The organism is Bacillus sp. FJAT-27225 (genome assembly GCF_001685025.1).
Lineage (GTDB): Bacteria > Bacillota > Bacilli > Bacillales > Cytobacillaceae > Bacillus_D.
Window position 1 is genome coordinate 24,242 of sequence record NZ_MAYU01000027.1, and the last position, 21,883, is coordinate 46,124.

General features: G+C 42.6%; 17 protein-coding genes, 2 tRNA genes and 1 pseudogene. 18 read left to right on the forward strand and 2 right to left on the reverse strand.

Annotation, left to right across the window (positions count from 1 at the left end; all coding sequences use genetic code 11):
- The first annotated feature begins 137 nt into the window (after window positions 1-137).
- From mfd to A8F94_RS24660, 9 genes are all read left to right on the forward strand, one after another.
- Window positions 138-3,671 (forward strand): transcription-repair coupling factor, encoded by a 3,534-nt coding sequence (gene mfd, locus A8F94_RS24620; protein ID WP_066207294.1) that lies wholly within the window; start codon window positions 138-140, stop codon window positions 3,669-3,671.
- A gap of 256 nt (window positions 3,672-3,927) precedes the next feature.
- Window positions 3,928-4,464, forward strand: coding sequence for a stage V sporulation protein T (gene spoVT, locus A8F94_RS24625; protein WP_066207300.1), 537 nt, complete (start codon window positions 3,928-3,930; stop codon window positions 4,462-4,464).
- A 150-nt stretch (window positions 4,465-4,614) separates the two neighbouring features.
- Complete coding sequence (locus A8F94_RS24630) at window positions 4,615-6,216, forward strand: putative polysaccharide biosynthesis protein (RefSeq protein ID WP_066207303.1); 1,602 nt, start codon at window positions 4,615-4,617, stop codon at window positions 6,214-6,216.
- Window positions 6,213-7,682: a nucleoside triphosphate pyrophosphohydrolase gene (mazG, locus tag A8F94_RS24635; protein WP_066207306.1), complete on the forward strand. Its 1,470-nt coding sequence runs from the start codon at window positions 6,213-6,215 to the stop codon at window positions 7,680-7,682. Before A8F94_RS24630 ends, mazG begins: the two co-directional genes overlap by 4 nt.
- 69 nt (window positions 7,683-7,751) lie before the next feature.
- Window positions 7,752-8,021 (forward strand): RNA-binding S4 domain-containing protein, encoded by a 270-nt coding sequence (locus A8F94_RS24640; protein WP_066207308.1) that lies wholly within the window; start codon window positions 7,752-7,754, stop codon window positions 8,019-8,021.
- A 105-nt stretch (window positions 8,022-8,126) separates the two neighbouring features.
- Window positions 8,127-8,429 carry a sporulation protein YabP gene (gene yabP, locus A8F94_RS24645; protein ID WP_066207311.1) on the forward strand — a complete coding sequence of 101 codons (303 nt, stop codon included), beginning with the start codon at window positions 8,127-8,129 and terminating at the stop codon, window positions 8,427-8,429.
- Window positions 8,426-9,058 carry a spore cortex biosynthesis protein YabQ gene (gene yabQ / locus A8F94_RS24650; protein ID WP_066207314.1) on the forward strand — a complete coding sequence of 211 codons (633 nt, stop codon included), beginning with the start codon at window positions 8,426-8,428 and terminating at the stop codon, window positions 9,056-9,058. Before yabP ends, yabQ begins: the two co-directional genes overlap by 4 nt.
- Before the next feature lie 11 nt (window positions 9,059-9,069).
- The gene (locus A8F94_RS24655; protein WP_066207319.1) at window positions 9,070-9,459 is read left to right on the forward strand and encodes an FtsB family cell division protein; all 390 of its coding nucleotides are present in this window, start codon (window positions 9,070-9,072) and stop codon (window positions 9,457-9,459) included.
- 96 nt (window positions 9,460-9,555) lie between these two features.
- On the forward strand, window positions 9,556-9,978 hold the full coding sequence (locus tag A8F94_RS24660; protein ID WP_066207321.1) for a S1 domain-containing RNA-binding protein: 423 nt from the start codon (window positions 9,556-9,558) through the stop codon (window positions 9,976-9,978).
- Window positions 9,979-10,173: 195 nt separating this feature from the next.
- Here the strand turns inward: A8F94_RS24660 and A8F94_RS24665 are convergent.
- Both A8F94_RS24665 and A8F94_RS24670 read right to left on the reverse strand, forming a co-directional pair.
- Window positions 10,174-10,245, reverse strand: a tRNA-Glu gene (locus A8F94_RS24665).
- A gap of 45 nt (window positions 10,246-10,290) precedes the next feature.
- A tRNA-Met gene (locus A8F94_RS24670) sits at window positions 10,291-10,364 on the reverse strand.
- 243 nt (window positions 10,365-10,607) lie between these two features.
- Between A8F94_RS24670 and spoIIE the strand changes: the two genes are divergently transcribed.
- The 9 genes and pseudogenes from spoIIE (at window position 10,608) to A8F94_RS24715 (ending at window position 21,844) form a co-directional block, all read left to right on the forward strand.
- On the forward strand, window positions 10,608-13,076 hold the full coding sequence (spoIIE, locus tag A8F94_RS24675; protein ID WP_066207323.1) for a stage II sporulation protein E: 2,469 nt from the start codon (window positions 10,608-10,610) through the stop codon (window positions 13,074-13,076).
- An 82-nt stretch (window positions 13,077-13,158) separates the two neighbouring features.
- Window positions 13,159-13,902 (forward strand): annotated as a pseudogene (locus tag A8F94_RS24680) (VWA domain-containing protein); the annotation flags it as partial.
- Window positions 13,871-14,887: a protein kinase domain-containing protein gene (locus A8F94_RS24685; RefSeq protein ID WP_066207330.1), complete on the forward strand. Its 1,017-nt coding sequence runs from the start codon at window positions 13,871-13,873 to the stop codon at window positions 14,885-14,887. The pseudogene A8F94_RS24680 and the gene A8F94_RS24685, both read left to right, overlap by 32 nt.
- A gap of 143 nt (window positions 14,888-15,030) precedes the next feature.
- Complete coding sequence (tilS, locus tag A8F94_RS24690) at window positions 15,031-16,440, forward strand: tRNA lysidine(34) synthetase TilS (protein ID WP_066207333.1); 1,410 nt, start codon at window positions 15,031-15,033, stop codon at window positions 16,438-16,440.
- 1 nt (window position 16,441) lies between these two features.
- A complete protein-coding gene (hpt, locus tag A8F94_RS24695) occupies window positions 16,442-16,987 on the forward strand; it encodes a hypoxanthine phosphoribosyltransferase (protein ID WP_066207335.1) in 546 nt (181 codons plus the stop codon).
- A gap of 99 nt (window positions 16,988-17,086) precedes the next feature.
- Complete coding sequence (gene ftsH / locus A8F94_RS24700) at window positions 17,087-19,048, forward strand: ATP-dependent zinc metalloprotease FtsH (protein WP_066207337.1); 1,962 nt, start codon at window positions 17,087-17,089, stop codon at window positions 19,046-19,048.
- A 217-nt stretch (window positions 19,049-19,265) separates the two neighbouring features.
- Entirely contained in the window at window positions 19,266-20,054 is a 789-nt protein-coding gene (locus A8F94_RS24705) for a type III pantothenate kinase (RefSeq protein ID WP_066207339.1), read from the forward strand.
- Between the two features lie 14 nt (window positions 20,055-20,068).
- The gene (gene hslO, locus A8F94_RS24710) at window positions 20,069-20,947 is read left to right on the forward strand and encodes an Hsp33 family molecular chaperone HslO (protein WP_066207342.1); all 879 of its coding nucleotides are present in this window, start codon (window positions 20,069-20,071) and stop codon (window positions 20,945-20,947) included.
- A 21-nt stretch (window positions 20,948-20,968) separates the two neighbouring features.
- The gene (locus A8F94_RS24715) at window positions 20,969-21,844 is read left to right on the forward strand and encodes a peptidyl-prolyl cis-trans isomerase (RefSeq protein ID WP_066207344.1); all 876 of its coding nucleotides are present in this window, start codon (window positions 20,969-20,971) and stop codon (window positions 21,842-21,844) included.
- The last annotated feature ends 39 nt before the right edge of the window (window positions 21,845-21,883 follow it).

The window sequence follows — 21,883 nt, forward strand, 5'->3', positions numbered from 1 at the left end:
AGATCCAAAGCATTTTTCTGTTTTGATTTTCGTATCGTTTTTATTACCGTCTATTTCTAAAATAGCATTTTCATGAGATAACAAGAACCAGACGATTTGCATGACCGTTCGCAGGCGGACAGAAAGGAGGAGGCGACATGGAAGGCCTTACAACATTATTCCTCAAGCAGGAGGACATACAATCGATTGTTAGCGGGTTTGAAGGCGGCTTGAGGGAACAGCTGGTAGCAGGATTGTCGGGTTCATCCCGAACAGTTATGGCAGCGGCTATCCATAACCAGACAAAAAGGCCAGTTCTCCTTGTTACCTATAACTTGCTTCAGGCACAAAAATTATATGATGATTTAATTAATTTAATAGATGAGCGGGATGTTTATCTTTTTCCAGCAAACGAGTTAATAGCTGCAGAAATGAGTATTGCCAGCCCTGAACTTCGTGCTCAAAGAATAGAAGTGTTAAATGATTGGAGCCAGGGGAGGAACGGAATCCTAATTGTTACAGTTGCCGGATTGCGGAAAATGCTTCCCCCTGCTAACGTGTGGCAAAAATATAAGAGACAGGTTCACTTAGGTGATGACCTTGATATAGATGAGCTGTTGCTGGATTTTGTCCGGATGGGGTATGTCCGGACTGAAATGGTGGCTACACCTGGTGAATTCAGTGTTCGAGGCGGTATAGTGGATATTTTTCCGCTGACAGAGGTTGACCCTCTTAGAATAGAGTTTTTTGATACTGAGGTAGACTCGATCCGGACGTTTTCATTGGAGGACCAAAGGTCAAAAAATAAATTAACAAATGCAGTTATAGGCCCTGCCAATGAAATCCCGCTTGAGCAAACAAATTATCTAAGGCTCTATGAAAAGCTTCAAGCCCAATTGGGATCAAGCCTCAAAAAGATTAAGAATGAGAAAGCAAAATTACAGCTTTCCCAAAATATATCCTTTGAACTTGAACAATTTAAAAATGGACAGCGAACAGACGATATTTTCAAGTATGTATCGCTTGCATATGAGGACCAAGCTAGTTTACTAGATTACTTCCCGGCAAACGGCCTGGTAATGGTAGATGAAATCAGCAGGGTCCATGAAATGAACGAGGGCCTCGATAAAGAAGAAGCGGAATGGTATACATCGCTTTTAGGCGAAGGGAAAATTGTTCATGACTTGACCCTCTCCCATAATGTTTCGGAGCTGTTTCAGAAATCCAAAATCCCTGTTTTATACCTGTCTCTTTTTCTTCGTCATGTAGCAAATACAAGCCCACAAAATATTATCAATATTTCGAGCAGGCAAATGCAGAATTTTCATGGTCAAATGCATTTGTTAAAAACGGAGCTGGAGCGTTGGAAAAAGGGGAACTATTCGGTAGTCTTCCTTGGACCTGACAAAGAAAGGGTAGACAAGCTGCAACGAGTTTTAGATGACTATGGAATTGAAGCGGGCCTAGCTGAAAGATCAAGTATCCTGTTGCCGGGAACAGTTCAAATTGTTCCTGGAAGTCTGCAAAGCGGATTTGAACTTCCAATGCAGCGCCTAGCGGTTATTACTGAAGAAGAGTTATTCAATAAGCGCCCTAAACGATCTCGACAGCGCCAAAAACTGTCCAATGCAGAACGACTGAAAAGTTATTCGGAGCTAAAAATTGGCGACTATGTGGTACATGTGAATCATGGGATTGGCAAATATCTTGGGATTGAGACTTTAGTCATTAACGGGGTACACAAGGATTATTTGCATATCCGTTATCAAGGTACAGATCAGCTCTATGTTCCAGTCGAGCAAATTGACTTGGTTCAAAAATATGTAGCCTCTGAAGGCAAAGATCCAAAAATTTATAAACTTGGCGGAAGTGATTGGAAAAGGGTTAAAAAGAAGGTTGAGGCTTCTGTCCAGGATATTGCAGATGATTTGATTAAGCTTTACGCAGAGCGTGAAGCAGCCGTAGGCAATGCATTTAGCCCGGATGGAGAAATGCAGAGGGAGTTTGAGGCGTCCTTCCCCTACCGGGAAACAGATGATCAACTTCGGTCAATTCATGAAATTAAACGTGACATGGAAAAACCGCGTCCAATGGATAGGCTGCTTTGTGGTGATGTTGGGTATGGAAAAACGGAAGTTGCCATCCGTGCAGCCTTTAAGGCCATTGCAGATGGAAAACAAGTCGCATTTCTGGTACCAACAACAATATTGGCTCAGCAGCATTATGAGACAATTCGTGAACGGTTTCAGGAGTACCCAATAAATATTGGACTATTAAGCAGGTTCAGGTCGAAGAAACAACAAACAGAAACTTTAAAGGGTCTTAAGGCGGGTACAGTCGACATTGTCATCGGAACACACCGCCTGCTTTCAAAAGATGTTGTTTATCGGGATATCGGCTTATTAATTATTGACGAGGAACAACGGTTTGGAGTGACCCATAAGGAAAAAATCAAACAACTTAAAACAAATATAGATGTTTTGACCTTAACTGCAACGCCAATTCCGAGGACTCTTCATATGTCCATGCTCGGGGTCAGGGATCTGTCTGTCATTGAGACTCCTCCCGAAAACCGCTTTCCGATTCAGACATATGTCATGGAATACAATGGTGCACTTGTGAAAGAAGCAATAGAGAGAGAACTTGCCCGCGATGGCCAAGTCTATTTCCTCTATAATCGCGTAGAGGATATTGAGCGTAAGGCTGAGGAGATTTCGATGCTTGTCCCGGATGCCCGGGTCACGTATGCGCACGGGCAGATGACCGAAAATGAGCTGGAATCTGTAATGATTAGTTTCCTTGCCGGGGAGTTTGATGTGCTGGTTAGCACTACAATCATTGAGACTGGCGTGGACATACCGAATGTAAATACATTAATAGTCCATGATGCAGACAGGATGGGCTTGTCGCAGCTTTATCAACTCCGTGGGCGCGTAGGGCGTTCTAACCGTATTGCCTATGCCTATTTTACTTACAGGAAGGATAAAGTACTGAATGAAATTGCCGAAAAGAGGCTCCATGCAATAAAGGAGTTCACCGAACTTGGATCAGGCTTTAAGATTGCCATGAGAGATCTATCAATTAGAGGAGCCGGTAACTTGCTTGGGGCTCAGCAGCATGGCTTTATTGATTCGGTAGGATTTGATTTATATTCACAAATGCTGAAGGAAGCAATCGAAGAAAGAAGAGGGACCGGAAGAGAGCTAGAATCTCAATCAATTGAGATTGATGTTGAAATTGATGCCTATATCCCTGACTCCTATATACGTGATGGACACCAAAAGATTGAGATGTACAAACGGTTCCGGGGTATAACGGAGCTAGCTGAAATAGAGGAGCTTGAAACTGAAATGAAAGACCGTTTTGGAGATTACCCAGACGAGGTAGCATTCTTGTTCCAGATTGCAGAAATTAAGATACATGGGAAAAGGGCAGGAATTGAATCCATTAAACAAGCTAAAGGTATGATTACACTCCTTTTAAATGAAAGGGCAGTTGCTGAAATACCTGGCGATAAGATTATCGGTGTTACAGAACCATATGGCCGCGCAGCCGGTTTTGAAATGGAAGGGAAGAAGTTTAAAATCAATCTTGCCAGTAAGGGTATGGAAACAGCAGTCTGGCTGCATGCCATCTACCAAATGGCAAGAGGCCTGGATGAGGCAAGGACAGAGGCAATAGAAACAAAATAACTTAAACTAATAAGTTCTTCTTATATATTAGAAAAGAAGTTTCAGCTAGGAAAAACATGGGTATTCAATCAATGTAAATAGCCATTAGGGCTGGAATGTTTATCCTTTTCTGGAATCTTTATTACCAAAGATAAAATAATTCCGCAATGTATAGAACTTTCCATATGAAGGATACTAAGTTCAAACTTGGCTAGGCTTTCAAAAAAACAGAAAGTTAGTCAATTTCAATCATCAGATGAAAGTGAGGCAACATTGGATGAAAGCAACTGGTATAGTTCGTCGTATCGATGATTTAGGTCGTGTTGTTATTCCGAAGGAAATTCGCAGAACCCTTCGTATCCGGGAAGGTGACCCGTTGGAAATTTTCGTTGACCGTGACGGGGAAGTCATCCTGAAAAAATACTCGCCCATCAGCGAGTTGAGCGATTTTGCCAAAGAATATGCCGAAGCTCTGTATGACAGCCTTGGCAACCCGGTTCTCATCTGTGACAGGGATGCTTACATTGCTGTTGCGGGCGGATCGAAAAAGGATTATCTCAACAAAAATATAAGTGACCTCGTTGAAAAAACAATGGAAGACCGTTCTTCTGTTCTTATCACCCAGCAAGGGACCATTTCACTTACAGATGGAAATGAAGAATCGATATCATCCTATACTATTGGGCCAATCATTGCTAACGGTGACCCTATAGGAGCAGTCATTATTTTTTCGAAAGAAGGAACCTTGGGGGAAGTCGAGCAAAAAGCAGTTGAAACGGCAGCCGGCTTTCTTGCAAGGCAAATGGAACAATAGAATCACATCGATTCAAAGGGCGGCCTGTTCCAAGGGCCGCCCTCTTCCTATTGCAAAAAGCGGACTCCAACTGTTCATGAAGGGCATTCACCTTATACAATTTTCACTGTGCTATAATAGTGGACGAATTCATTTATGAAGGAGATTGTAATGGAGCCGTCTAACCAGGCAAAAAATTTATTTAAAGGGGCCTTCATTCTAACGGCAGCCGCCTTATTCACAAAACTTCTGAGTGCTGGCTACCGGATTCCGTTCCAGAATATTGCTGGGGATGTGGGCTTTTACATATATCAACAGGTTTATCCCTTTTATGGGATTGCAATGGCCTTAGCGACAACCGGATTTCCCGTGGTACTTTCTAAACTTTTTGCAGAACATCGTGAAAGGGAAAGGCAGTTATTTGCTGCTTCATTTCTCCTTTTGCAAGGTTTTGGCTTTGTATTGTTTGCAATTCTTTATTTAGGGGCTGAGTATATTGCCGGTTGGATGGGCGATGAAAGTCTTTCCATCCTTTTAAAAGCTGTAGCGTCAGTTTTTTTACTTTTTCCAGCGATCTCTGTTCTTAGGGGGTATTTTCAAGGAAGAGGGGATATGGTTCCAACGGCTGCATCCCAAATTGGAGAACAGGCTATCCGTGTAGCAACGATACTAGTGATTGCAATCTTGTTTGTGCAACAAGGTTATTCTCTTTACTATGTTGGGGCTGGCGCAATGTTCGGTTCAGTTACTGGCGGAATTTTTTCTCTCATTATTCTTTTGCTTTTTTTAAACAGAAGGACCTCGCGGCGAACTAGCAGGAGGGAGCTATTCAAGCTTCGTCTGTCTGAATTTAAACGTATTGGTGCCTTGTTGGGGCTCCAGGGCTTGGCTATTTGTATTAGCAGTCTCCTGTTGGTGTTCATTCAGCTAGGGGACGCTTTGAATTTATATTCCCTATTAGTTAGAAGTGGGATTGATCCAGAGAGCGCAAAAGAACTGAAAGGGATATTTGACAGAGGGCAGCCATTAATTCAGTTAGGCCTTACGGCGGCCTCTACCATCTCGTTCTCAATTGTCCCTCTAATAGCATCAAACCATTTAAAGAAAAACAAAGAATTTCTTAACGGAAAAATCAAACTTGCCATACAGGTTACAATCGTCATAGGCGCTGGCGCCGCCGCAGGACTTTGGGCAATTGTGAAGCCAACGAATATCATGCTGTTTCAAAACAGCAGCGGGACTGCAGTGCTGGCTGTACTAAGCATAGCAATCTTGTTTAGCTCGTTTATTTCAACATCATCAGCTATTTTGCAAAGCCGCGGGGTTATGTTTTTCCCGGCTGCCGCAATTTTTGCTGGATTTCCGCTCAAATATGTCCTGAACCTGGTGCTTGTTCCCCATTTCGGAACCATGGGTGCGGCATGGGCTACAACAATAACATTATGTATGATTGCAATTGCGGTTGGGTTGGCTTTGAAAGATACCTTTCATGATGGAATCATTACCGTCTCATTTATGAAAAATGTTGCCGCTGCTTTGGTGATTATGGTTGTTTTTCTTAAACTCTATTTGTTTGGGACAGACTTTTTATATGGATTGGAAAGCGGGAGGATGGCGGCCGCTCTGCAGGCAGTGACAGCCTGTTTGTTGGGTGGTTACTTATATGTTTTGATTATCATTAGAGGCGGGGCTTTTCGGGCTGATGAACTGGCATTGTTTCCTTTCGGAAGCAAGTTGATTTTACTATTGCCAAAGGATAGGAGAAGGAAATGATGAAGGAAATAGAAATTATCGGGCTTGGTTCCGCTGAATTGGACCAAATGCCACTTGGTGTGTATAAGAGGTTAATGAAAGGTGATAGAGTTTTCCTTCGCACAAAAGAACATCCAGTAGTCCGTGAGTTGGAGAAAGAAGGTTTCGTCTATACAGCGTTTGATGATATTTATGAGAAACATGATAACTTTGATGATGTCTACCGGGATATCTGCCAGAGAATACAAGAAGAAGCGAGTGCGGGGCCAGTCATTTATGCTGTTCCGGGACATCCGCTTGTAGCCGAAAAAACAGTCCAACTTCTATTGGAAGCTTCCTCACATGACAAGACTATCCAAATCCGGTTTGGTGGAGGGCAAAGCTTTTTAGATGCACTTTTTCAGGCGCTTCGAATTGATCCTGTCGAGGGTTTCCAACTACTGGATGGTTCTTCATTGAAAGCGGATGAACTTCAACTGAGCCAGCATATGTTCATTAGCCAAGTATATGATCGGTTTGTTGCTTCTGAGGTGAAGCTTACCCTCATGGAGCGGCTTCCTGATGAATATGAGGTATTGATTGTTACTGCCGCTGGAAGCAGTGAAGAAAAAATTGAAAAAGTGAAACTTTACGAACTTGATCATAAAACGGAGGTACATAATCTTGTAACGGTTTATGTTCCGCCAATCCAGCAAGAGGAACTGCAGTGGCGGGATTTCTCGAAGCTTCGGGAGATTATTGCAACTTTAAGAGGGCCTGATGGCTGCCCGTGGGATCAGGAACAAACACATGAGTCGTTAAAGAAATATGCAATTGAAGAAACATATGAAATGATCGATGCAATCAATCGGGGAGATATCGATAACCTTATAGAGGAACTCGGTGATGTCTTGCTTCAGGTCATGCTTCATGCACAGATAGGGGAGGATGACGGGTATTTTACTATCCACGATGTCATAGAATCCATCTCTTCAAAAATGATCCGAAGGCATCCGCATGTTTTTGGTAACAGACATGCGAGCACGCCTGACGAAGTAGTGGCAAATTGGCAGGAAATCAAAGCCAGTGAAAAAGGGAAAGAAGGTAGAGGCTCAATCCTAGATACTATACCTGCTTCCTATCCCGCTTTATTAAAAGCATATGAATTGCAGAAAAAAGCAGCTAAAGTTGGTTTCGATTGGAAGGAAATCGGGCCTGCATTCGAGAAGGTTAAGGAAGAACTGCAGGAATTTGAATCAGAGCTGGCCGATGACCAGCATTTCCATCTTGCGAAAAAGGAATTTGGCGATTTACTTTTTGCCTTTGTGAATGTGAGTCGATTTCTCGGTATTCATCCCGAAGAGTCACTCGCAGATACGAATGAAAAGTTCATCCGGCGTTTTCGATATGTTGAGGGTAAGGCAAATGAGAGCGGAAAGCCCTTTGAGAGCCATTCTCTTGAAGAACTTGATGCATACTGGGATGAGGCGAAACAAAAAGGGTTATAAATTTTTCTTTAGTGAAGTGGAAATCAAACTAAAAACTAATGTAACACCAAATATAAAGGGGGAACGACCATGAGACTTGATAAATTTTTAAAGGTATCGAGAATCATCAAAAGGAGAACCTTGGCTAAAGAAGTATCCGAACAAGGCAGAATCCATGTTAATGGAAAAGAGGCAAAGGCCAGTACAACAGTGAAAGTCGGAGATGAATTAACCATCCGTTTCGGACAGCGTGTTGTCACTGCGAGGATTGATCAAATCCAAGAAACGACCCGGAAGGATGAAGCTGCAGAAATGTATACGATCCTGAAAGAAGAGAAAGTGAACCAGGAGCTTTTATGAAAAATGGTTCCCCTTCATCTGATTCAATGTGAACAGAGGGCTTGTTCTAATTAAACTCAACGAGGCATAGGATGTACAAAACTATGTGATCGGGGGTTTAAAGAGATGAGCCAGTATTATGATGCGAATCAGACCAAGGGAACAGTACCTGACCATGATGTAATAATGAGAGGGCGAAAGCTTCTTGATATTACCGGAGTGAAACAGGTAGAAAGCTTTGATAATGAAGAATTTCTACTTGAGACAACAATGGGCTTTCTGTCAATTAAAGGACAAAATCTGCAAATGAAGAACTTGGATGTCGACAAAGGTGTGGTTTCAATAAAAGGCAAGGTATATGAGCTCGTCTATCTTGATGAACACCAGGGAGAAAAAGCTAAAGGTTTCTTTAGCAAATTGTTCCGATGACACTTAATGTCCAGTTCATGACCATGGCGGCGATGATTCTCTCAGGGATTGGCTTCGGTATGATGCTGGATACATACCAGCGCTTTTTAAACCGCCCGAAACGAAAGAGCTGGATTGCCTTTATTAATGACATCTTGTTTTGGACTGTCCAAGCCCTTGTAATCTTTTATGTGTTGTTTTTAGTGAACCGCGGGGAAATTCGCTTTTATATTTTTCTGGCCCTTTTGTGCGGCTTTGCGGCCTATCAGGCATTAGTAAAGGGGTTTTATCTTTGGTTCTTAAATGCAATGCTTCATGTGATCCAACAAATATGGCGTTTTATAGTGAAGTTGGTAAGCATGCTGGTCTTTAAACCTATTATTGGGCTTTTCCAGCTAGCTCTTGGTCTCGTGTTCTTTCTTGGGAAAGCCGTTATATCGTCAGCACGGTTTTTGTTAAAAGCCCTTCTAAAATTCATAAAGATAATCTTCTTTCTGCCAGTTAGTAAAGTTTTTCTTTTAGTATGGAAACTTTTGCCGAAAGGGATTAAAAAAACCGTCGAGAAGATATATAATAAAGTTGCAGGATTTTTTAAGAAAGCCAAGAATGTTTATAAAAGAGCAATCACGTGGAATAAAAATAAAAAGTAAGGGGGAAAACCATGGGAGCAACGAAAAAGACGAATGTAGCCAGAATCAAGAATGAGTATTCCGAAGCAAAGCATCTTTCATCAGAAGCTGCATTGCGGAAGCGGAAAGGTCTTATCCGCCGCCTGTCCGCGTTTGCGTTGTTGGCCGCCCTCTTAACTTACTTTACTATTTCGTCAATGTATACACGTGCAACAATGCTCGAGGATAAAAAGGCAGAAAAAGAACGTCTTCATCATCAGCTTTCCGAACTCAAGCATGAACGGGAAGTTCTCAAAGAGGAAATAAAAAAACTTAATGATGATGAGTATTTGGCGAAATACGCAAGAAAAGAGTACTTTTATTCTGATGAAGGTGAAATTATTTTTACCCTGCCGGACGATGAAAATAAAAAGGAAAAATGAACCACAGTATTGCTTCATTGACACTTATTTTTCAATTTCGGTATAATATAGAGTAAGTATGATTTTTTTATATTTTTAAGGAGGAACATTCTTTTTATGTCAATCGAAGTAGGCAGCAAGTTACAAGGAAAGGTAACAGGGATTACAAATTTCGGAGCGTTCGTCGAGCTGCCGGAAGGGTCAACAGGCCTTGTTCACATCAGTGAAGTAGCTGACAACTATGTCAAGGATATTAATGATCATCTTAAAGTGGGCGACATGGTTGAAGTGAAGGTCATTAATGTTGAAAAAGATGGCAAAATCGGCCTCTCAATTAAAAAGGCGAAGGATCGCCCTGAATCGCAGCAAAGGCCTTATTCACCACGTCCACGCCAGGGCAGGACAAATGACCGCAATCCACGCCCTGAGAATTTTGAAACTAAGATGGCTAAATTCTTAAAGGACAGTGAAGATCGCCTATCTTCCCTTAAGCGCCATACCGAATCAAAACGAGGCGGCAGAGGTGCAAGACGAGGTTAACTTGTTGCTGCTACATTGAAATATATACTATTTTCTAATACCAGGCAGGCCTATTTGGGTTCTGCCTATTTTGTATTTGGAAATGGTAATCGCGCTTTTTTTTCAGCAAATTAAAGAGTATAATGCAGACTAAAAAGACAAGAGCAATAAGAAGGAGCCGTCCATTTGGGCGGCTCCTTCTTATTGCTCTTGTAATGACCCCTACGGGATTCGAACCCGTGTTACCGCCGTGAAAGGGCGGTGTCTTAACCGCTTGACCAAGGGGCCGTAACTAACATTGAAAATGCCTGGCAAGCCAGGCATTTTCATCTATAGCGGCGGAGGGGATCGAACCCCCGACCTTACGGGTATGAACCGTACGCTCTAGCCAGCTGAGCTACACCGCCATTTTCTTACTGGGTATACTGCTTTTTAAAAGCACAAGTCTTATAATACATAGATTAAAAAAACCTGTCAATATATTTTTCTCTTTTTGATAGCGGGATTAACTGGCAAGTTTTGTAGACATGTGCGTTCATTGTGAAATGCGTCGAACAAAACTAATTTCCTGACCCTTAATTTTGACAATCTTTTATAACTTGTCCAATTATAATTAGCGCAATGATTACAAGACAGGGGAGTGTTTTTTCTTGGAAAGAACAGATCAACCAATAATGGAGAACGTTCCTAATACAGGAATAAGCACCAAATGGGAAGTTGCTGCCTTAGCTGCCAAAATTCAAACCAAAATTGAAGCATTTTTTTTCAGGAAGGGATATCTCCTTGTATTTGTTGGCTTTTTGCTTGGAAGAGCCCTGATTTTATCAAAGCTGACACCTTTTGGCCTGCCTTTTTTTGCAGCTGTATTTTTAGTCAAAAAGGATCGGGCACCACTTGCACTTCTCGGGCTTATTGTGGGATCGGCAACACTCTCCCTTGGACATGCCCTATCCTCGTTTACAATTGCTTTTCTATTTCTCGCATTATATAGGGCCACACGACACTGGATTTCAAATCCGGCTAAAGTAGTTCCCTATTATACGGGAATGGTTCTTCTGGCTGGAAGACTTGCAGAACGATTCCTGGTTGCAGGGGATTTAACACCTTATGATGGGCTAATGGCTGGGGTAGAGGGAATTCTTGCATTCATTTTGACCTTGATTTTTCTACAAAGTGTACCGCTTGTAACGGCGAATAAACGAAAGCAGCCATTAAAAACGGAAGAAATTGTTTCTCTAATTATTCTGCTTGCATCTATTATGACTGGGACAATTGGATGGGCCTTCTATGGCATTTCCTTAGAGCATGTAATGTCCAGGTACCTTGTTTTGCTTTTTTCTTTAGTTGCAGGTGCGGCAGTGGGGTCCACGGTTGGTGTTGTAACCGGCCTGATATTCAGCCTTGCAAATGTATCAAGCTTTTCACACATGAGCCTTTTGGCTTTCTCCGGAGTTCTTGGCGGATTGCTGAAGGAAGGAAAAAAAATTGGCGTTTCATTTGGGTTGCTAGTTTCAACTTTACTTGTCGGGATGTATGGAGAAACTGGAAGCTCTCTTTCTGTAACAGTGCTTGAAACAGTCGCTGCAATTGTTTTGTTTCTTATAACTCCGTCAGCATTGACTGTAAGTATTGCGAAATATATTCCCGGGACTCCGGAACATACAGCTGAGCAGCAAAAATACATGCGTAAAATGAGAGATGTTACCGCAAAGAGGGTGGAGCAATTTTCAGATGTCTTTGAGGCACTCTCAAGAAGCTTTGCACAGCATAATCCAGAACCGGGTGAAGAGGATAAAGAGCTAGATAACTTTCTCGGAAATGTCACGGAAAAAACATGCCAATCATGCTTTAAAAAGGAGCATTGCTGGACAAGGAACTTTACAACAACATATGACTATATGGAAGAAATAATGCTTCAAATGGACCAATCTAAAGCGAGTATTCCTCCGAAACTTGCAAGGGAATGGGAAAAGCATTGTTCACGGCCGAAAAAGGTATTGGAGGCAATCCATCAGGAGCTTGCAGTTTACCAGGCAAACCAAAAACTAAAGAAACAAGTTCAGGAAAGCAGAAAGCTTGTAGCGGACCAGCTGCTTGGTGTTTCGGAAGTGATGGGTGATTTTGCCAGGGAAATTCAGAGAGAACGAGAAAACCTTCATAAGCAGGAAGAGCAAATTCTTGAGGCAATTCAGGGATTTGGCCTGCAAATAGACAATGTGGAAATTTATAGCCTTGAACAAGGCAATGTTGATATAGATATGACCCTTCCATTTTGCAATGGCCACGGGGAGTGTGAGAAATTAATTGCCCCGATGCTATCTGATATTTTAGGAGAAACGATTGTTGTCAACACGGAGGAGTGTGGTACATTTCCGGGCAGTCTTTGTCAGGCTACATTCCGTTCGGCAAAGGCCTTTACAGTTGAAACAGGTGTAGCCTACGCTGCTAAGGATGGCGGATTTGTTTCAGGTGACAGTTTTTCTACTGTTGAACTGGGAAGTGGAAAATATGCCATTGCAATTAGTGATGGAATGGGCAATGGCAAGCGTGCGCATGATGAGAGCCAGGAGACACTGAAGCTCCTTCAACAAATTCTGAAATCCGGAATTGAGGAAAAGGTAGCCATTAAGTCTGTTAACTCGGTGTTGTCACTACGGACAACCGATGAGATATTCTCTACCTTGGATCTTGCAGTAATAGACCTCCAGAATGCCTCGACGAAATTCCTGAAAATTGGGTCGACCCCTAGTTTTATTAAGAGGGGGAAAAAAGTAATGAAAATCCAGGCCAGCAATCTGCCAATGGGGATTGTACAGGAATTTGATGTTGATATGGTGAGCGAGCAGCTAAAGGCGGGCGACATCTTAATCATGATGAGTGATGGTGTGTTTGAAGGCCCTAAACATGTGGGCAACTATGAGATGTGGATGAAAAGGAAAATTCATGAGCTTGAGACAGACGATCCTCAAGCTATCGCCGATTTGATTATGGAAGAGGTAATTCGTTCAAGGTCAAATCAAATTGAGGATGATATGACAGTCGCCGTTGCCAAAATCAAACATAACACTCCGAAATGGGCGTCCATTCCTGTTCAAATCATTAAAAAAAGACGCGCATAGGTTTTTAGAAGTCCACCCTTATTCCTAAATGTATAAATCCCTCCCATCACGTCGAAAATGGTAACATTTAGAGAATGGAGGGAACGGAATGCGCACAGGGAAAATCCAGCAGATTTTAGTCATAACCGATGGATGTTCTAATCAAGGTGAGGACCCCATTGCTATGGCAGCACTTGCAAAGGAACAAGGAATTACCGTCAATGTCATTGGTGTAATGGAACGGGATATCATAGATGAGCAAGGGATGAGAGAAATTGAAGGAATTGCCGCATCAGGCGGCGGGGTCAGCCAGGTAGTTTATTCCGCACAGCTTTCCCAGACCGTTCAAATGGTTACCCGAAAAGCAATGAATCAGACAATACAAGGTGTAGTAAACCGTGAGCTTCAACAAATATTGGGCCGATTCAAGACTATGGAAGATCTTCCTCCTGAAGAGCGGGGAGAAGTGATGGAGGTTGTCGATGAATTAGGGGAAACGGTAAATCTTGAGGTCCTTATTTTAGTAGATGCAAGTGCAAGTATGAAGCATAAACTCCAAACAGTTAAAGAGTCACTTCTTGATTTGTCGATCAGCCTGAATGCAAGAGCCGGCAGGAACCAGTTCTCTGTTTTTGTATTTCCCGGGAAAAAGGAAGAAGTTGAGAAAATCCTCGATTGGACCCCAAGGCTTGAATCGATTACTAGTATTTTTTCAATGATTACGCCTGGGGGAATTACCCCTACTGGACCTGCAATTCGGACAGCTTTGCGATGGTTCGATGAGAATAGACCTTTAAGGAGCCTAATAGAGCAAAATGATGAGGCCTACATCGAAGAATCCATGTAAACTTCCTCCAGCTACTGTGATTGAGGGCAAATGGCATGGCCAAAAGTACATATTGCTTAAGGAGTTAGGCGAGGGGGCAAATGGCGTTGTTTATTTAACAAGATACGGAAACCAAAAGGCTGCTCTCAAAATTAGCAACGATGGCTTCACTATAACTTCTGAAGTTAATGTACTGAAGTCTTTTGCCAAGGCCCGGGGTACTGCCCTTGGGCCTTCTTTGCTTGATGTTGATGATTGGAAGAGCCCGGAAGGATTAGTAAGTTTTTATGTAATGGAATTTATAGAAGGCCCCGGATTCGATGAATTTATTGCTGGCAAAGGGGCGGAATGGGTCGAAGTACTTTTTCTTCAGCTCCTAACTGATCTTGATTTGCTTCATCAAAATGGATGGGTATTCGGAGATTTAAAACCGGAGAATTTAATCATAGCCGGCCCGCCTTCGAGGATCCGCTGTGTAGATGTTGGCGGGACGACAATGGCAGGAAGGGCGATCAAAGAGTATACAGAATTTTTCGACCGCGGGTATTGGGGTATGGGTTCAAGAAAGGCAGAACCTTCATATGATTTATTCGCCGCTTCGATGGTGTTTATATCGACAGCATATCCAAATAGATTCAACAAGAGCGAAGGCGGAATGAAACAGCTACAGGGAGCCATCCGATTAAAAAGGCAGCTTGTTAAATACGAACCTGTACTTGTTAAAGCTTTAAAGGGAGATTACTTAACTGCTAAAGAAATGAGAGAGGATTTCCTGAAAATTGGCCGGGGGGCGCAAGAGGGTAAGGGTGAAAAATTTAATCAAATAAAACCACATACCGGAACCAATCCTTCGCAGCCCCTGCAAAGCCGCCAGCAAATTCGGGCAAAAACAAGAATGGTTTCTCCTAATGTACATCACAAACATGGAGGAGGGAAGGAAACCATTTTAATTGTATCTGCAATGGCAATTCTTTATATTGTTTATGTTGTCGTTCAATTAATTTAGTAAACCCAATATAATTCTTTTTTTGTTTGTGAAACTTTTTTCCTTCTTTATCGTAAACACAAGGAAAAGCAGTTTTGCAAAAGACTGGTTACTCCAGGAACGAATCGGGTAAACAGGTTAACATACCATAAGGAAGATTGCAGATGCTTGAAGAAAAAATTGAATCCCTCTTAAAGAGAAATAATGTTTCTTTAGTGGGGAAAAGCGTTCTTGTTGGGGTATCAGGCGGGCCTGATTCAATGGCACTTTTCCACTATCTCTGGGAGCAAGCAGGAAAAATAGGTATAAATATTGCTGCTGCCCATGTCGATCATATGTTCAGAGGCGAGCAATCGCTTGAAGATGCCATGTATGTCGAACGGTATTGTAATGAGAAGGGAATTCCTTTTCATATGGCAAGAATCAATGTGCCAGGCATCATTTCGTCTACCGGTAAAAATGGACAGGAAGCAGCCAGGGATGCACGCTATGGCTTTTTTCAGGAATTGATTGAAGAGTACAGGTATTCTTATCTTGCTCTCGGACACCATGGGGATGACCAAGTAGAGACGATCCTCATGAGGCTGACAAGGGGATCATCCGGCAGGGGAAGGGCTGGCATACCCTTTAGGAGGCCTTTCCATGGAGCAGCTATCATAAGGCCGCTTCTCGGGGCTACCCGGGGCGATATCATCGATTTTTGTGAAAGGAAAGGAATTAAGCCCCGGTTTGACCCAAGTAATGAAAAGGATGTGTATAGCCGAAATCGGTTTAGAAAAACCATCCTTCCTTTTTTGAAGAGGGAAAATCCCCACGTTCATGAACATTTCCTGCGATTCAGCGAAGACATCGAGCGAGATGAGGCCTTTTTGGAGGAATTGGCTGTACAAAGAATGGATACAGTAATGACAAGCAGGGAAAATGACAGAGTTGTGATTGATATATTGGCTTTTCTTGGGATGCCAATGCCTTTACAAAGAAGAGGGATTCAACTAATATTAAACTATCTTTACGAAGGAAAGCCTGCTTATTTTGCTGCTCTACATATTGATCAAGCCATCTCCCTGATCAAACATCCTCATCCATCAGGCAAACTTGATTTGCCTGGAGGGCTTAAAATAACCCGATCCTATAACCGGTGTATTTTCCATTTTGAAAAATTGGATATCGCCCCGTTCAGATTTGAATTGGACGGACCGGGAGCTGTGAAATTGCCAAATGAATTCATCCTTTCAGCTGAAGTTTGTGCCAATTTCGAATCAGGTTTGGGAAATGACATACTTTTCCTTCCGTTTTCTCAGGTTCAGTTTCCGCTTATTATACGGACTAGGGAAAAAGGGGATAGAATGCCGATAAAAGGGATGGAAGGCACAAAGAAGCTTAAAGACATTTTTATTGATTGCAAGGTACCAGTTGCCAACCGGGGCAGCTGGCCTGTCATAACAGACAGCAGCGGCCGAATCATTTGGCTGCCTGGGCTTAAAAAAACACCTTTGGATACCGCTGGTGAACCAGGAGAATGCTATCTGAAACTTATGTATAAAAAGGAATCAACCTCTGGGGGGCACATATGAGATGAAAAACGACATTAAAGAGATTCTGATTTCCGAGGAGGATATTCAGGAAAAGACAAGGAAACTGGCTGCACAGCTAACTGAGGATTACCATGACAAGTTTCCTTTGGCAATCGGCGTCCTTAAAGGGGCAATGCCATTTATGGGCGATCTTTTGAAAAAGATGGATTGTTATCTTGAAATGGATTTTATGGATGTTTCAAGCTATGGCAATTCGACAGTATCTTCGGGTGAAGTAAAGATTCTTAAGGACCTCGATACATCAGTGGAAGGCCGGGACCTATTAATTATTGAAGACATTATAGACAGTGGCCTTACGCTGAGCTACCTTGTTGAGTTATTCCGCTATAGAAAAGCCAAATCAATTAGGATTGTAACCCTGCTTGATAAACCAACTGGCAGGAAGGTGGATATTAAGGCAGACTATATTGGGTTCGTAGTCCCGGATGCTTTTGTTGTTGGATATGGACTGGATTATGCGGAAAAATACCGAAATCTTCCTTATATTGGAGTCCTAAAGCCTGAAGTGTACACGAAGGCTGAATAGGGCAACGGCTATAGCCCTATAAAGCACAATTGTTGAAGCGATATCATTGTTTATGCTACTATTTTATATACTGTTTTTTACCGTGGGAGGAGGTAAGGGATGAACCGGATTTTCCGTAATACCATCTTTTATTTGCTAATATTTTTAGTGATTATTGGCGTTGTGAGCTTCTTTAATGGAAGCAACGAGCCTACAAAGAATATAACGTACAACGAATTTATTTCTCATCTCGAAAATGGGGAGATTAAATCGGTCACATTGCAGCCTGAGCGGGGTGTCTATGAAGTTCGTGGACAGCTGGAAGACGCTAAGGAAGGGCAATATTTTCTGACATACGTGCCTAACAGTGAACGGATGCTCAATCGGATTGATGATGCAATGCCAGCCAAGGTTGAGGTTCTTGCTGCTAAGGAAACAAGCGGCTGGGTGACGTTCTTTACTTCAATTATTCCGTTTGTCATTATCTTCATCTTGTTCTTCTTCCTGCTTAATCAGGCTCAGGGCGGTGGAAGCCGTGTCATGAACTTTGGGAAGAGCAAGGCAAGGCTATACAATGAGGAGAAGAAAAAAGTACGCTTTAAGGATGTAGCCGGTGCTGACGAAGAGAAGCAGGAGCTGGTCGAAGTAGTCGAGTTCCTTAAGGATCCCCGTAAATTTTCTGAACTCGGGGCCCGTATTCCTAAAGGGGTACTTCTTGTGGGGCCTCCAGGTACAGGTAAAACTCTCCTTGCGCGTGCTGTAGCAGGGGAAGCGGGAGTTCCATTCTTCTCAATCAGCGGTTCCGACTTTGTTGAGATGTTTGTCGGCGTGGGTGCATCCCGTGTTCGCGATTTATTTGAAACAGCAAAGAAAAATGCTCCATGTATCATTTTTATTGATGAAATTGATGCTGTAGGGCGTCAGCGTGGCGCAGGTTTGGGTGGCGGCCATGATGAGCGCGAACAGACATTGAACCAATTGCTAGTTGAAATGGACGGATTCGGAGCGAATGAAGGAATCATCATTATTGCTGCAACTAACCGTCCTGATATCCTTGACCCTGCACTGCTTCGTCCGGGACGTTTTGACCGTCAGATCACGGTTGATCGCCCAGATGTAAATGGCCGTGAAGCTGTATTGAAGGTTCATGCCCGTAATAAACCACTTGCGGATACAGTAAACCTAAAGGCAATCGCAATGCGTACGCCAGGATTCTCCGGTGCGGATCTTGAAAACCTTTTGAACGAAGCTGCTTTGGTGGCCGCGCGCCAGGATAAAAAGAAAATTGAAATGTCGGATATAGATGAAGCGACAGACCGTGTCATTGCCGGACCTGCTAAAAAAAGCCGAGTGATTTCAGAAAAGGAAAGAAGAATTGTTGCTTTCCACGAAGCTGGTCATACTGTCATCGGGCTTATGCTTGATGAAGCAGAAATGGTCCATAAGGTAACCATTGTCCCACGCGGCCAGGCTGGCGGGTACGCCGTTATGCTGCCTAAAGAAGATCGTTACTTTATGACAAAGCCTGAATTGCTCGATAAAATTGTTGGCCTTCTTGGCGGACGTGTCGCGGAAGAAATTGTCTTCGGTGAAGTAAGTACTGGTGCACATAATGATTTCCAAAGGGCAACAGGAATTGCCAGAAGAATGGTTACCGAATTTGGTATGAGTGATAAGCTTGGGCCAATGCAATTTGGCCAGGCACAGGGCGGCCAGGTATTCCTTGGCCGGGACCTCCATAATGAACAAAATTATTCCGATAAAATCGCATATGAAATTGATATGGAAATGCAGCGCTTTATTAATGAGTCTTATGAACGCTGCCGTAAGATCCTTACAGAAAACCGCGATAAGCTTGACCTAATAGCCAATACGCTCCTTGAAGTAGAAACTCTCGATGCGGATGGCATCAAGCACTTGATGGAGCACGGAAGGCTTCCGGATGGCAAGGTTCCTGCCAACAAGACATCCTCTGAGGTTAAGGAAACACTTGATGATGTAATCATTAATATTTCCGGCAAAAAGGATGACGAACAAAACAAGGGACTTGACAAGCCTGAGGACCACAAAACAGATAAATAAATAAAATCTAACAGATAAGGGCATCGCAAACGCGATGCCCTTATCTGTTAAATGCTGCCCAGGAGGATCTTCCACTTCTATTTACGTTATAACTGCCTTTACGAAATGCGTATACGGAAACTGTTTTCCTTTCACGTTTCTATTTATGGTATTATGTTTTCAGCTATATGGAACTATTAAGGATCTTCTTATACAAAACAGTAAAGTGGTGAGGAAATTGATATTTGTTTTTGACGTTGGAAATACAAATATTGTGTTAGGGGTATATAAAGGTGATGAGCTTCTTCATCATTGGCGCATTGAAACAAACCGAAACAGGACTGAGGATGAATATGGGATGGCGATTAAATCCCTTTTTGAACATTCTGGGCTTTCGTTTCAAGATATAGAAGGGATTATTATTTCATCTGTTGTTCCGCCGATTATGTTTTCCCTTGAGAGAATGTGTCAGAAGTATTTTGGTGTTAAGCCGCTTGTGGTGGGGCCGGGTATTAAAACGGGCCTGGACATAAAATACGAAAACCCCCGAGAGGTGGGTGCCGACCGAATTGTCAACGCGGTAGCTGCCATCCATGAATATGGAAGCCCGCTTATTATTGTCGATTTTGGGACTGCCACAACTTATTGTTTTATTAATGAATACAAACAATATATGGGGGGGGCTATTGCGCCAGGTATTGGGATATCTACTGAAGCTCTGTATTCAAGGGCAGCCAAACTGCCTAGAATTGAAATTGCAAGACCTGAAGGCGGAGTAATAGGGAAAAATACAGTAGGAGCCATGCAGGCAGGCATATTATATGGATATGTAGGCCAAGTTGAAGGAATTGTAAAACGAATGGTAGATAACAGTACCAAAACTCCAACAGTTATTGCTACTGGAGGGCTTTCTGCTTTAATAGCTTCGGAATCAAATCTTATTGATATTGTTGATCCATTCCTTACCTTAAAGGGTTTGCAGCTTATTTATAAGCGGAATTTGGATACATTAAAGACATTCAGCTAGGAGGATTCAAACATATGAGTGATTATTTAATAAAGGCCCTTGCATACAATGGGCAAATTCGGGCATATGCCGTTAGAAGCACTGAAACCGTTTCTGAAGCACAGCGCAGACATTATACATGGCCGACAGCTTCTGCTGCACTTGGACGGGCAATGACAGCAGGCTTGATGATGGGAGCAATGTTGAAAGGCGACGAAAAACTGACCATTAAGATTGAAGGCGGAGGCCCAATCGGAAATATCCTTGTTGATAGCAATGCCAAGGGAACTGTAAGGGGATATGTATCGAACCCACAGACCCATTTTGAATTGAATGAAAATGGAAAGCTCGATGTCAGAAGGGCGGTAGGGACAGATGGCACACTAACTGTTGTAAAGGATCTTGGTATGAGGGACTTCTTTAGTGGAGCAATTCAATTGGTGTCAGGGGAAATCGGTGAGGATTTCACATACTACTTTGCTTCATCTGAACAAGTACCTTCGTCGGTAGGACTTGGTGTTTTAGTAAATCCCGATAACTCAATCCTGGCAGCAGGAGGATTCATTTTTCAGCTGATGCCTGGCACTTCGGAAGAAACAATTAGCATTCTGGAAGAACGATTAAAAACGATCGAGCCAGTTTCAAAAATGATTCAGCGAGGTTTAACGCCCGAGGAAATCCTTGAGCAGCTTTTCGGAAAAGAGGAACTAAATATTCTTGAAAAAATGCCAGTCTCTTTTGAGTGTACGTGTTCAAAGGAACGCTTCGCAGATGCTATTGTATCACTTGGTCAGCAGGAAATAACAGAGATGATTGAAGAAGACGGCAAAGCCGAGGCCCATTGCCACTTTTGTAATGAAAAATACCAATATACAAAAGTTGAACTGGAAGAGTTATTGGCTCAGGCTAAATAATATACAGCCGGGAGAGGGAAAATGAAAACGAGGGAATTGTGGCTGGTTATAGCTGCTCTGGCTTGCCTAAACATATTGACGTTTTTCTACTTTGCTTCCAGAATAGATGCAATCCAGGATAATGGAGAAACAGTTGCGACGATTGGGAAAGGAACCATAACAAGGCAGGATTGGCTTGCTGAACTTGAAGCGCGTTATGGGGAAGATACGTTAAGGGAACTCATAGACCAAGAAGTCATAGCCCAGTTGGCAAAAAAATATCAAATAAGCATACCTGAAGCAGATGTTGAAAGGGAGTTGATTAGGTTTCAAACTGCATATGGCGGCTCATCTCCAGGAGAAACGGAGGATCTTGACCAATGGAAGAAACAAATCAAAACATCCCTATTGTTAGAGGAAATTTTAACAAAAGACGTTGTCGTGCCAGAACAGGAACTGAAGGCTTATTATGATGAAAACAAAGAGTTGTATAATGTGTCGGGAGCTTATCATTTATCCCATATAGTTGCAAGCAGTAAGGAAGTGGCAGATCAAATTGCCAAGGAACTCGAAGGAGGATCAAGTTTTTCTGCCCTGGCAAGGGAGGTTTCCGAGGATGAATTTACATCATCCAAAGGTGGAGATCTTGGATTTGTGCAGGAGGGTGATGACCGTTATCCGCAAATTTACATTGAAGCAGCCTCATCACTTAAAAAGGGGGAGTGGAGCGGTCCTCTTGAAACCTCATCAGGCTTTGCAATTATCAAGCTAAATGAAAGCATTAAAGGAACGGTTTACTCATATAAAGAGGTCAAGGGTGAAATAAAAAGACAAATTGCCCTTGCTCAAATGGAAGCCCCCGTTTCAGCAGCTGCCCTTTGGGAGGAAGCAGGCGTTGAATGGTTTTATAATAAATAATCTTTTGGAAGTTCCGCCGCCTCGTTATGAAGGCGGTTT